General features: G+C 57.1%; 12 protein-coding genes. 10 read left to right on the forward strand and 2 right to left on the reverse strand.

Translation table 11 applies throughout. The annotated features are described in order from the left end of the window. Positions 1–153: 153 nt before the first annotated feature. Positions 154–543: a MerR family transcriptional regulator gene (locus ACM6I6_RS28875; RefSeq protein ID WP_323607716.1), complete on the reverse strand. Its 390-nt coding sequence runs from the start codon at positions 541–543 to the stop codon at positions 154–156. 74 nt (positions 544–617) lie between these two features. Here ACM6I6_RS28875 and ACM6I6_RS28880 point away from each other — a divergent pair, with 74 nt between their 5' ends. Further along, on the forward strand, positions 618–1,697 hold the full coding sequence (locus ACM6I6_RS28880) for an SDR family oxidoreductase (protein ID WP_414921130.1): 1,080 nt from the start codon (positions 618–620) through the stop codon (positions 1,695–1,697). A gap of 214 nt (positions 1,698–1,911) precedes the next feature. Next, a complete protein-coding gene (locus ACM6I6_RS28885; protein WP_323628643.1) occupies positions 1,912–2,460 on the forward strand; it encodes a cytochrome b in 549 nt (182 codons plus the stop codon). 185 nt (positions 2,461–2,645) lie between these two features. Here the strand turns inward: ACM6I6_RS28885 and ACM6I6_RS28890 are convergent, their stop codons facing one another. Next, complete coding sequence (locus ACM6I6_RS28890) at positions 2,646–3,560, reverse strand: LysR substrate-binding domain-containing protein (RefSeq protein ID WP_274076437.1); 915 nt, start codon at positions 3,558–3,560, stop codon at positions 2,646–2,648. Between the two features lie 198 nt (positions 3,561–3,758). Between ACM6I6_RS28890 and ACM6I6_RS28895 the strand changes: the two genes are divergently transcribed. From ACM6I6_RS28895 to ACM6I6_RS28930, 8 genes are all read left to right on the forward strand, one after another. After that, positions 3,759–4,508 (forward strand): SDR family NAD(P)-dependent oxidoreductase, encoded by a 750-nt coding sequence (locus tag ACM6I6_RS28895; protein WP_414921131.1) that lies wholly within the window; start codon positions 3,759–3,761, stop codon positions 4,506–4,508. A 98-nt stretch (positions 4,509–4,606) separates the two neighbouring features. After that, positions 4,607–5,905: an MFS transporter gene (locus ACM6I6_RS28900; protein WP_274076435.1), complete on the forward strand. Its 1,299-nt coding sequence runs from the start codon at positions 4,607–4,609 to the stop codon at positions 5,903–5,905. Positions 5,906–5,922: 17 nt separating this feature from the next. Next, a complete protein-coding gene (locus ACM6I6_RS28905) occupies positions 5,923–6,771 on the forward strand; it encodes a transketolase (protein ID WP_414921132.1) in 849 nt (282 codons plus the stop codon). Then, a complete protein-coding gene (locus ACM6I6_RS28910) occupies positions 6,768–7,790 on the forward strand; it encodes a transketolase family protein (protein WP_274076433.1) in 1,023 nt (340 codons plus the stop codon). Before ACM6I6_RS28905 ends, ACM6I6_RS28910 begins: the two co-directional genes overlap by 4 nt. A 232-nt stretch (positions 7,791–8,022) precedes the next feature. After that, positions 8,023–8,394 carry a hypothetical protein gene (locus ACM6I6_RS28915; protein WP_414921133.1) on the forward strand — a complete coding sequence of 124 codons (372 nt, stop codon included), beginning with the start codon at positions 8,023–8,025 and terminating at the stop codon, positions 8,392–8,394. Positions 8,395–8,511: 117 nt separating this feature from the next. After that, positions 8,512–9,540, forward strand: coding sequence for a glycosyltransferase family 4 protein (locus ACM6I6_RS28920; RefSeq protein ID WP_414921134.1), 1,029 nt, complete (start codon positions 8,512–8,514; stop codon positions 9,538–9,540). A 27-nt stretch (positions 9,541–9,567) separates the two neighbouring features. Continuing rightward, a complete protein-coding gene (locus ACM6I6_RS28925) occupies positions 9,568–11,724 on the forward strand; it encodes a glycogen debranching N-terminal domain-containing protein (protein ID WP_414921135.1) in 2,157 nt (718 codons plus the stop codon). Positions 11,725–12,084: 360 nt separating this feature from the next. After that, the gene (locus tag ACM6I6_RS28930; RefSeq protein WP_414921146.1) at positions 12,085–12,921 is read left to right on the forward strand and encodes an ABC transporter ATP-binding protein; all 837 of its coding nucleotides are present in this window, start codon (positions 12,085–12,087) and stop codon (positions 12,919–12,921) included. Positions 12,922–12,928 lie beyond the last annotated feature (7 nt).

Below are 12,928 nucleotides of genomic sequence, written 5' to 3' on the forward strand. Positions count from 1 at the left end.
CGAACAGGTCGTCTATGCGCGCTTTACGTACACCGCTTTATAAACCAGCAAGTCGATGACTATTTGCTCAGCGCAGAGGGGCAGAAATACTCCGCCAAACTAATTGCGTGATAAAACTTTAGCCGATTCGCTCGGCCTACCAGTCCTCAGTGTTCAGTTGGAAGCGTTGCTCAGCTGCTGAAGCTCAAGTTGCCTGGCAGCACTGGCTTCGAGGGTTGCACGCTCTTCATCCAGATACCGATAAATGCTTTGGAGGTTGGCGATTTTCTGTTTGATTTCTGCCATCTTCTTTTCAATCAGCTTCGCGCCGTCAGCACAATCGATCAGCTTGTTCCGCTGCGCATCCAGAATCTCGCCTATTTCCCCCAGGGAAAACCCCATGCTTTGCGCGCGCTGGATAAAGTCCAGATCCTGCAGAGTCTGCACTGTGTAAACGCGATAGTTGTTGGTTTGCCGCAGCGGTGAGATCAGGCCGATTTGCTCGTAGTAACGCAGCGTATGGCGGCTGGCGCCGCTGCGGGCCTCGAGTTCGCCGATTTTCATGAAAACACCGCTTGACTGTAGAGTTGGGTCGATAGTTTACGCTTGATTTTTCACCTTCAACAAGGAGCAGGGAAATGAGCGTGGAGTGCTTTGTCACGGGGGGGACCGGCTTTATCGGTCAACATTTGGTGGCGTACCTGAGTGCCAAAGGTCACACCGTTCGGGTGTTGATGCGTCGCCCGGAGCGACTGGCCGCACTGCGCGAGCAAGTCGACAATTTGGGAGGGTGCGCAACCCGGGTATTTGCCGTAGCTGGCGATCTGGAACGGGACAACCTCGGGCTGAGTCTTGCGGACCGAGAAGTGCTAAGGCACGCCAGAGTCATATTCCACCTGGGGGCCCACTTCGCATGGGGACTTTCAGTGGAGCATTCTCGTGCAGTGAATGTGGATGGGGCAAAGCGCGTGGCGCTGTTGGCGGCTGAGCAAAAGAGTCGATTAGTGATGATCGGCGGCTACATGCTGAAAAATCATGAACATCTGCAACGCATCGGAATTGATCCTCGATATCCGCAGCTGACGAATTGGCCTGCGGTCTACCGACATGTCGGTGGTTACGAGGGGAGCAAGCTGGAGGCGCATTTTGCGACCCTGGAGGTCATGTCCGCCAAGGGCGGGGAGATTACCGTTGTCCACCCCGCGACAGTTTGTGGCCACAGCCGCACGGGGCATATCCTTGATGGTCAGCCGCTGGTGGAGCTGATACGCAACCTTGTGCAGGGAAAGCTGACTGCAGTGCCCGGTACCGCCAAGCACTGGCTGCCACTGGTCACCGTGGATTACCTGGTTGAGCTGGTGGCGGTTTGTGCTTTTGATCCTGCCATGGTGGGCCAGGAACTGCTGGCGCTTGATGAGCAAACGCCCAACTTGCGAGAACTCCTCGTGCAGGTGGCCCAACCTTTGGGCTTAAAGTCTCCCAAGCATTACATTTCACTGCGCTTGCTGAAGTTGCTTCTGAGTATTCCTCCCGTCGCGCGGTTTTTGAATACAAAACCCGAAGCCCTGGACTTTATCCAGACCACTCGTTTTGATACAGCGGCGGTCGAGCAATTTTCCAACAGGCATGGAATAGCCAAACCGGATATACGTCAGTCTTTGCAGCACACTGCAACGTTCGTGAACTCATATTTCATAGCCAAGGGCCAGGCCCTCTGACTTCTCCCTTGGTGGCGACAGGACGGCGAGTAGCATCCTGCTGGGCTATCCAGCATAAGTACCCTCTCTTTTGAAGGTGGGAAAGCTTGGCAGCCGGGGGTTCTGAATGGAATTCATCGAGCTATTCGATTTTTATAAGCAGTAATTATCATTTTTTTTCGATAGGTTATCGAGGCAATAATCCATCCACGATTGAACTGAAAGGGTTAACGGGATGGCAAAAGCAGAGAGTTACACCAGTACCGCGAAGTGGCTGCATTGGGGGATGGCGTTGCTCTGGATCGGTGCCTGGTTCATTGGCATTCTGGCCACTCACTGGCGTGATGAGTTCAATGCGCATCATGAGCTGACATTCCTGCACAAAGCGATGGCGAGTACGCTGCTGTTTTTGATTGTCGTGCGTATCGCATGGAGGCTCACTCACCCCGTGCCGGCATTGCCCGCGGCGATGAGCCCGTTAATGAAGCGGGGGGCTTTCTTTGGTCACTTGATGCTTTACGCAATGGCGCTAATCGGCCTACCACTCTCTGGCTGGTATTGGAGCTCTGTGGCGGATAAACCCATCCTCGTGGCCGGGCTTTTTCAGTTACCGCCTATGGTCGGTCCTGACCAATCGCTTTATGACTTGGCAAAATCGATTCATACCTATGTTGCTTGGCTATGCGGAGCCTTGGTGGGAGGACACGCCCTCGTGGCGCTCACGCATCACTTCGTTGAAAAAGATGAGGTGTTGAAAAGCATGCTGCCTGGTCGTAATTCGTAAGCGAGTCCAAGGAACAGAGTCACAGCGAATAGAGGCCAGATTTTTATCCCCTCTCATGCGACTGGTTCTGGCCGGTTGCTTCCTATCGCGCGAGCTGACGTTGGCGACAGGCATACATCGGCCAGAAGCAGACACTCGGCAGTCACTCTGCCGAGATGCTGGTGTGGTGTACCACGACATCGAGATCAGTAATTGAAGTCATGCCCCAACTCCTTCTGCATCCACTCCAGAAATCTTCTCACCCGAGGGAAGTTTGCATGGGCTCTCGGGAAAACCAGATGGTGTGCAGTGATTGACGCACTCAAATCCGGCGCTACCTCGACCAGCGCGCCACGCGCCAGATAGTCCTGCGCCAGCAGCGTGCTTTCCAAGGCAAACCCAAGCCCGTGGTTGGCTGCCTCCAGCGTCATGTAGGAGCGGTCAAAGCTGAGCGTGTAGGGTTTTTCCGGGCGTGACAGGCCATGTTGGGCAAACAGCTGCGGCCACTTGATCAGCGTGGCCTCCGAAAGGATCAGATTGCAGTCCAGTAAATCCGCGACGGCCCGGATGGGGCGTTTTTCCAGCAGCTTCGGGGACGCCAGCACGGCAATCTTTTCATTGCGTATCGTCCGTACTTCATAGCTGGGCCAGTTGGGCATGCCGTGGCGGATATCTACATCGATCTTGTCGCGGCTGAAATGCAGCGATTCGTAGGAGCACGAGAGATTGAGCTGGATATCGGGATGACTCTGGCGAAATTGCTCCAGTCTCGGCATCAGCCACAACAGGCCGAAACTGGGCGACGAGTGCAGTCGCAGGCAGTCGAGGCTGACATCGCTGGTGGCCCGTTCGGTGGCCACGGCGAGGCTGTGCAGGATGCCGGAAACCTCGGTGAGGTATTGCTCGCCCACCGGGGTCAAGGTCACGCCCCTGGCCGTTCTGAGAAACAGCTGCCGGCCGATCATGGCCTCGAGTTTGGCCAACTGGTGACTGACCGCCGAGGGCGTCAGGTCAAGCAGTTCGGCGGCGCGGGCGACGTTGCCGAAGCGTGCCGTCTGTTCAAAGGCCTGAATGGCTTTCAGGGGTGGAAGAATCGGGGGGGCATCGCCAGGTGAACTCATGATTATTGTTATTCCGCTGCAAGTGGCTTGGGCCGGGCGTCCAGCTATTCAAACATTGGCAGAGTTGGTTGGCGAGTGCTGAATTTTTTTCAGCATCGAGTGACATTCGCGTTATTGCTCAGGGTTTGTCTGGAGCACAAGCTGAGTCATCGGTTCTTCGTGGATCGACCCAATAAAAACAATCAGAGGTACTCTTCCATGCTTCTTCAAGGCAAAGTCGCGATCATCACCGGTGCAGCTTCCGCACGTGGCATCGGCCGCGCTACAGCGACCACCTTCGCGCAACAAGGTGCTCGTGTCGTGATCCTCGACCTGGACGAAGCCGCCGCACGCGATGCCGCTGCTTCCCTGGGCGAAGGCCATCTGGGCCTGGCCGCCAACGTCGCCGACGAATCCCAGGTGCAGCAGGCTGTCGCAAAAATCATCGAGCACTTCGGCCGCATCGACATCCTGGTCAACAACGCCGGCATCACCCAACCCCTCAAGACGCTCGACATCCGCCCTTGCGATTACGACAAGGTGCTGGACGTCAGCCTGCGCGGTACCTTGCTCATGTCCCAGGCAGTGATTCCACTGATGCGCCAGCAGGCGGGCGGCAGCATCGTGTGCATGTCGTCGGTTTCCGCTCAACGTGGCGGCGGCATTTTCGGTGGCCCTCACTACAGCGCCGCCAAGGCCGGCGTGCTGGGCCTGGCTAAAGCCATGGCTCGGGAACTGGGGCCGGACAAGGTACGCGTCAACTCCATCGCCCCCGGCCTGATTCACACCGACATCACCGGCGGCCTGATGCAGGACGAACGCCGCCACGCGATCATCGACGGCATCCCCTTGGGTCGCCTGGGCGAGGCGCAGGATGTGGCCAATGCGGCGCTGTTCCTGGCCAGCGACCTATCCTCCTACCTGACCGGCATCACCCTGGATGTGAACGGCGGCATGCTGATTCACTGACAACACCTGACGGGCATCAAAGCCCGTGCGGTTCTGGATCGACGACGCAGCCGGGCTTGATCGCCTGGCGGTCAATAAAAACAAGAGATCAGACCATAATGACTACCCTGTCGCTCGAAGCGGTTTCGACCGTGCGCTCCAACGCCTACCGTAAAACCGCGTGGCGCCTGATGCCGTTCCTGATGCTGTGCTACCTGTGCGCCTACCTCGATCGCGTCAACGTCGGCTTCGCCAAACTGCAAATGATGAATGACCTGGCGCTCAGCGAAACGGTCTACGGGCTGGGCGCGGGCATGTTCTTCATCGGCTACTTCCTCTGCGAAGTGCCCAGCAACATCATCCTGCACAAGGTCGGGGCGCGGGTCTGGATCGCGCGCATCATGATCACCTGGGGCATCGTCTCTGCCCTGTTCGCCTTCGTCGAAACCGCCTGGCAATTCTATGCGTTGCGCTTTCTGCTGGGGATCGCAGAGGCCGGCCTGGCACCGGGCCTGCTGCTGTACCTGACCTACTGGTTCCCGTCCTACCGGCGTGCGCGCATGACCGTGTTGTGGTTCATCGCCATTCCGCTGTCGGGCATGGTCGGTGGCCCGATCTCCGGCTGGATCATGACTCACTTCGCCGGTATGCACGGCTGGGCCGGATGGCAATGGATGTTCGTGCTCGAAGCCGTGCCCACCGTGGTGGTTGGACTGCTGGTGTTGAGTTATCTGAAGGATGGCGTGCATCAAGCCAGCTGGCTCAACGACGACGAAAAAGCGCTGATCAGCCGCGAGCTGGCCGAGGATGACCAGAAAAAAGTCACGCACGCCTCTGTTGGCGAATTCATCCGCGACCGTCGCCTGTGGTTACTGGCAGCCATCTACTTCTGTGTCGTGATGGGACAGTACGCAATCACCTTTTGGTTGCCGACCCTGGTGCGTAATGCAGGCGTGTCCGACCCGATGAAAATCGGCCTGCTGACCAGCCTGCCCTACTTCTGCGCGATTGCCGCCATGCTGTATGCCGGACGCAGTGGCGACAAACACCGCGAACGCCGCTGGCACCTGATCGTGCCGATGATCGCCGGGGCCGTCGGCCTGAGCCTGGCAGCCCTGATGGGGGGCAATGTGATGCTCTCCATCCTGAGTCTTTGCCTGGCCGCTTCCGGAATCCTGTCCGCCACCTCGATGTTCTGGATGCTGCCCACCACGCTGCTCGGTGGTGTATCCGCTGCCGCCGGCATCGCAGCGGTGAACAGCTTCGCCAACCTCGCCGGTTTCTGTTCGCCCTACCTGATTGGCTGGATAACCACACTGACCGGTTCCAGCGCCATCGGCATGTATCTGATTACTGGCGTGCTGCTCGCCGGTGCCACCCTGGTGCTGCGCATTCCCGCCGCCTTGGTCAATCGTTGATTCACAGGAGTATTACCATGACTGCCCATCCTTCATTCGTAACACCCAAGACCCTGGCGGAGCGCGCCCACAACATTCGTCGCCACGCGTTGCGCATGGGCCAGGTCCAGGGCCAAGGCTACGTCGGCCAGGCCCTCGGCGCTGCCGACCTGCTGGCGGTGTCCTACTTCCATGCCCTGAACCATCGGCCCGAAGACCCTGATTGGGAAGCCCGCGATCGCTTCTACCTGTCAATCGGTCACTACGCCATTGCGCTGTACGCGGCCTTGATCGAAGCCGAAATAATCCCGCTCGATGAGTTGGAAACCTACGGCGCAGACGACAGCCGCCTGCCTATGTCGGGCATGGCCGCCTACACGCCGGGCATGGAAATCACCGGTGGTTCGCTGGGTCAGGGCCTGGGCATCGCGGTGGGTGCCTGCCTGGGCCTCAAGCGCAAAGGCTCGCCTTCCTTCGTTTACAACTTGCTGTCCGACGGCGAACTGAATGAAGGCTCGACCTGGGAAGCCGTGATGTCGGCATCGCACTGGAAGCTCGACAACCTCATCGCCATCGTCGACGTCAACAACCAGCAAGCCGACGGCTACTCCAGTGAAATCCTGTCCTTCGAACCCATCGTCGATCGCTGGCAAGCGTTTGGCTGGTTCACCCAGCGCGTCGACGGCAATGACCTGGAGGCGCTGGTCACCGCGTTCGATGCCGCGCGCAATCATTCCGGCACTCAGCCGCGGGTGATCATCTGCGACACCAAAATGGGCAAAGGCGTGCCCTTCCTCGAAACCCGGGAAAAGACGCACTTCATCCGCGTGGAAGAACACGAATGGGATCTGGCACTGAACAATCTTGAAGAAGGAAAAAACCAATGAGCAATGCAGCCAACACTCCGACTTCGACTGCCGAACCGACCAGGAAACGCCTGACCACCTCGGCGATGATCGCCTCCATTGCCTCGGAAGGCCAGGCCACCAGATCGGCACCTTTCGGGCATGCATTAGCCGCGCTGGCAGATCAGCGTCAGGACATCGTCGGCCTGTCCGCCGACCTGTCCAGGTACACCGACCTGCACATCTTCGCCAAGGCCCATCCCGACCGGTTCTATCAGATGGGCATGGCCGAGCAACTGCTGATGAGTGCGGCCGCCGGTATGGCCCGCGAAGGCTTCGTACCTTTCGCCACCACTTACGCTGTGTTCGCCTCACGCCGCGCCTACGACTTCATCTGCATGGCGATTGCCGAGGAAAACCTCAACGTCAAGATCGTCTGCGGCCTGCCCGGCCTCACCACCGGTTACGGCCCCAGCCACCAGGCCACGGACGACCTGGCCATCTTCCGCGCCATGCCCAACCTGATGATCGTCGACCCCTGCGATGCCCTGGAAATCGAGCAGGCCGTGCCCGCCATCGCCGCGCATCAGGGGCCGGTGTACATGCGTTTGCTGCGCGGCAACGTACCGCTGGTGCTGGACGAGTACGGCTACAAGTTCGAGATCGGCAAGGCAAAGACCCTGCGCACCGGCAACGATGTGCTGATCATCTCTACAGGCCTGATGACCATGCGCGCACTGGAAGCGGCCAAGGAACTGCAAGCGGACGGCATCGATGTCGCCGTGATGCACGTGCCGACGATCAAGCCATTGGATGAGCAAACCATTCTTGCCGAGGCAAGGAAGTCAGGTCGACTGGTGGTCACCGCAGAAAACAGTTCGATTATTGGGGGACTGGGCGAAGCCGTTGCCGGGGTGCTGCTGCGCAACGGGGTGACGCCCACCTTCAGGCAGATTGCCTTGCCCGACGCGTTCCTCGATGCCGGTGCTTTGCCGACGCTGCATGATCGTTATGGCATCTCCACTCAAGCCGTGTGCACGCAAATCAAAGCCTGGCTGTAACGGCGAGGACATCTGCTATCTGCCAGGGTATTACGCCCTGGCTTGCTCATGTTTTGTTGACGTCGCCACAGGCAGCAATCGGCCCCTGCAAATAATCGATTTTTTAAATAGAACCTCTTTGATAATCCCTGCCGATCGCACGGTCTGAATTTTAGTGAACCGAAACCGACACCCATTTCAGGATGTGGGCGATCCGCTAAATGACAGGGATGATTTGAAGGTGGAAACCATCATGTCGAACTATTCAGCCGACCAGATTATTGCCTGCCGCCGCGTAGCGATGGAGCAGAACCGAAAGCTGTTCGAGGAAGCGAACGCCATCAACCGGTCAGCGCTCGATCTCCTTGACCGCAGTGATTTCGACAGCGAAATGTTTCTTGTTTATTTGCAGCTGCAGGAAAAGGCAAAACACCTGTTTAGAGAGGCGCTGGAACATATCACTTTACTGGAGGAACAATTTCCCTCACCGCAGCTGCAAAACACCATCGATGGCAGCACTCGAAAATCAGCGCTTTTGAATGAGGCTCGGACGAGAAGAATCCAGCGCTACCCTGGCTGTCTTCCAGTCGACGTGAATCAGGGAATCTATCATGGCAGCAAATAATCGTTAACTTGCCTATGAAGGGTGCCGCTTGTCGTAGCCGTAAAACTTAACCCGGCAATATAAAGGTCTAACTTTCACGGTGACGCAAGGTCATGAATCAACAGCGGGACGGCCATCATGAAAATAGCGCAAATTGCTCCGTTATATGAGTCCGTCCCACCCTCGCTGTACGGGGGTACCGAAAGGGTCGTTGCACACCTGACAGATGCCTTGGTAGAACTGGGACACGAAGTCACCTTGTTCGCCGCCAATGGGTCACACACGGCTGGCGTCCTGGTGACGAGTCGCGATCAAGCGTTGAGACTGGATCAAACGCCGCTGAAATCTGAACTTGCCTGTCATTTAAGCTTGCTTTCTGAAGTACAGCACCGAGCTGGCGAGTTCGATGTCTTGCATTTTCACGTTGACTTGCTGCACTTCCCTTTTTTTGAAGATATTGCGCACAAGGTATTGACCACCCTTCATGGCAGGCTGGATATGAAAGATCTTGAGGGTGCCTATACGCGATGGCATCGCTATCCTCTTGTATCCATCTCCCGACATCAGCGTACGCCACTGCCAGATGCAAACTGGATCGACACGATCTATCACGGTTTGTCTCATACCAGCTTTAGCCTGCGTCGAAGTTCAGGGGATTATCTGGCGTTTCTGGGGAGAATATCTCCTGAAAAACGCCCCGATCGTGCAATCAACATTGCCCTCGCTGCCGGGTTGCCGTTAAAGATCGCCGCCAAAGTCGATGCCGCTGATCGTGAATATTTCGAACAGCGCATATGTCCTTTGCTTACACTTCCCGGCATCGAATATATCGGAGAGATAGGAGATCATGAGAAATCCGACTTCCTGGGAAACGCCAGAGCCTTGTTATTTCCCATTGATTGGCCCGAACCATTCGGATTAGTCATGATAGAGGCAATGGCTTGCGGTACACCGGTTATCGCCTGGAATTGTGGTTCCGTCCCCGAAGTGGTTGAACATGGCGTCACCGGCTTCATAATCAATAGCGAACAAGAGGCTGTGGTCGCTACCCGTCAGGTACTTGAACTTGATCGACAGGCTATACGTGACGTTTTCGTCAATCGTTTTTCCGCCAAGGTAATGGCGCAGCGGTATGTCGACCTGTATCGAACACTGACCGCAGGTTGATACTCGCGATGCCTTCAGGCCAATCCCATGACAATCACATCCGGTACTCCTGAATCCCCGCAACAAGTCCCCCTCGTCAATGAGCCAGGCGCTCAAAACCTGTTTGTGCTGGTCGACCATAACACCTACCTGGTGGCCAACGCATTCGGTGACATCGAGCCTGGTGCCGTAGGGTTATTCCATCACGACACCCGACTCCTTTCCGTCTACCAGTTGAGTGTCGCTGGACAACGTCCATCCCTGCTGTCCGCGTCAGTCAGCCAGGACAACGTCTACTTCATCTCTCATTTAACCAATCATCCCCTGCCCCTGTTAGGCGAAGAAACCACGCCACAGGGCGTTATCCATATCGGACGCAAGCGTTTCCTTTGGGAGGAACGCATGTTCGAGTGCATCAGCCTGTTCAATTACAGTGATCAACCCAGTCTGTTGCCGATCAATTTGCGTTTCGCCGGCGACTTCCGGGATATGTTCGAGGTTCGCGGTCAAAGCCGGCCTTTGCGCGGCACACTCTCCGAGCCGCAGGTATCCAGGCAAGGGGTCGTCGTGTGCTACGAGGGCCTGGACAAACAGCCGCGCAGCATGGCGATCAGCTTTTGCACCGAGCCAACGCACATCAACGGCGACAATGCCAGCTTTCAAATTGAAATAGGCCCGCATAAAAGCCATGAGCTTTATATTGAGGTCGGTTCAAGCATCATGCAGCCGGGGCGTCAGCGCTATCGATCCGCTGCCGCTCTGGCTTGCCGTGCAATGCGCAACAAAGAACAACGAGGCGCGCGCATCATAGCTTCAGGTCGCTTGTTCCAGGCCTGGCTCAATAAATCCCGTGCCGACCTGGCCTTACTGACGGCAGACCTTCCGACTGGCCCCTATCCGTATGCCGGCGTTCCCTGGTACTCCACGCCGTTCGGACGTGACGCCATCATCACGGCCTATCAATCCCTGTGGCTTAACCCCTCCCTGGCGCGCGGAGTACTCGCCTACCTGGCCGCGCATCAAGCCACCGAAACCTCGACATTCCGTGATGCCGAACCGGGAAAGATCATGCATGAGACGCGGCAGGGGGAAATGTCGAGACTCAACGAATTACCCTTTGCTCGCTATTACGGAGGCGTCGATACAACGCCCTTGTTCCTGATGTTGGCCGGCGCCTATGTACGACGCACCGAAGATCTGGCGCTCATCGAGGTGCTATGGCCGGCACTTGAACTGGCAACGTCATGGATGGAAAACAATGCATCAAGGAATGCCGAAGGTTTTATCACTTACCAGCGAGGGGAACTCACCGGTTTGGCCAATCAGGGCTGGAAAGACAGCCACGATTCCATTTTCCACCAGGATGGTCGCTCGCCTGAAGGGCCTATCGCGTTGGTGGAAGTGCAGGGCTACGCTTGGCGCGCTTATTTGAGCATGAGCACATTGGCCAGGCGCCGAGGCGATAACCAGGCAGCGGAACACTGGCAAACCTGTGCAAACAAATTACGTGAGGCGGTTGAACGCTGCTTCTGGATGAAGGATCGGCAATTTTATGCACTCGCCCTTGACGGAAACGGCGAGCGTTGCGAAGTGAGGGCCTCAAACGTGGGTCATCTGCTGTTTACCGGCTTACCTTCGGCTGAGCGAGGCAAGGCCGTTGCACAGCAACTTCTCACTAACGCCTTCTACAATGGCTGGGGCGTCAGGACGCTGGAAACGGGGGCCATCCGCTTCAACCCCATGTCTTATCACAATGGATCGGTCTGGCCTCACGATGTCGCCCTGTGTGCAGAAGGTATCAGTCGATACGGCGAACACACTGGCGCTGTCCGATTGCTGAGCGGAATGTTCGAAGCGGCTGCCTTCTTCGGCATGCGATTACCGGAGCTGTTTTGCGGATTCAAGCGCGCCCCCGGTGAGACACCCGTCGCTTACCCGGTGGCCTGTTTACCTCAGGCCTGGGCAGCTGGCTCAGTGTTCATGCTCCTGCACGCCTGCCTGGGGATTACCATTGATGCTGCAGCTCGCCGTGTGGTCATTCGACACCCCCATCTTCCCATTGGCATCGATCGCCTGGAAGTGCGCAAGCTGAGATTCAATGAGCACTGCGTCGACCTTTGTTTCCAGAGAATCGGTGACGGCGTGGCTGCGTATATCGAACGGCAGCAAGGGCCGGATTTGATTCGCCTGGATGTCAAACTCTAAAACGCCACACCACTTCGATCCGCCTTGCAGAGCCCAGCGCGATGCAGGGCGACAGTGGCCTGTGTCCGTTTCGCATTTAAAACAAATTCCTCGTTTCCCCACCCTCAGCGTTACCTGAAAAAGCACCACCTCCTCGCAAATCCCCGAGCCTCGCACGATCGATGTGCAATTTCGTGCCATACAAGAAACCACGTTTCATATATGAAACGTCGATAATTTTCAGATTAATAGCTAAATCATTAATTTAAAACGCTTTTTAAACAAAATAAGGACCTTGCCAATCTCTGGCATTGTTCATGCACTAAACGCCGTATCACCTATAAAACAGACCAGAGACCCTTCCCAATGGCTGTGAAAGAGATGTACGCCGTCGCCCCGCAATGGAACAAACCCGCTCCCAAGGAAGATCTGGAGCCCACCGAGATTGAATTCCGCAATGTCGGCAAATGTTTCCCGGCCAAGGGAAAACCCGAAGCGCCGTTCGCCATTCGCGGGGTCAACTTCAAGATTCGCCGTGGTGAAGTGGTGTCGATCATCGGCCCTTCCGGTTGCGGCAAGAGCACCATCCTCAATATGGGTTCCGGCCTCTACCGCCCTTCCGAAGGCGAAGTGTTCGTCGGCGGTGAAGCGGTCACCGGCCCGGTCCGCCAGGTCGCCTTCATGCTGCAAAAAGACCTGTTGATGCCGTGGCGCAGCATTCGCCGCAACGTCGAACTGGGCCTGGAAATCCAAGGTGTGGGGGCCGCCAGGCGTCAGGCCGTGGCTGAAGATCTGCTCGATCGTTGCCACCTGCAAGGCTTTGCCGACCACTACCCGTTCCAGCTGTCGGGCGGCATGCGCCAGCGCGCTGCCCTGGCCCGCACCCTGGCCGTCGACCCGCAGGTGCTGTTCCTCGACGAGCCGTTCTCGGCGCTGGATGCGCAGACCAAGATGATCCTGCAACAGGACATGGCGCGGATGCTGTTCGATGAAAAGAAAACCGCGCTGTTCATTACCCATGACCTGATCGAAGGCATCGCCATGTCTGACCGGCTGCTGGTCATGAGCGCCCGCCCCGGCACCATCATCGAAGAAATCAACATCGACCTGCCGTTTCGCGACAACCCGCTGGAGCGCCGCAAGCTGCCGGAGATCGGCCCGCTGGTGGGTCGCCTGATGGAGTTGCTGCAAGTCAGCGAACACACCGAACTGCATTGATCACGCC

This window comes from Pseudomonas sp. IT-P218, assembly GCF_949767605.1.
Lineage (GTDB): Bacteria > Pseudomonadota > Gammaproteobacteria > Pseudomonadales > Pseudomonadaceae > Aquipseudomonas > Aquipseudomonas putida_AE.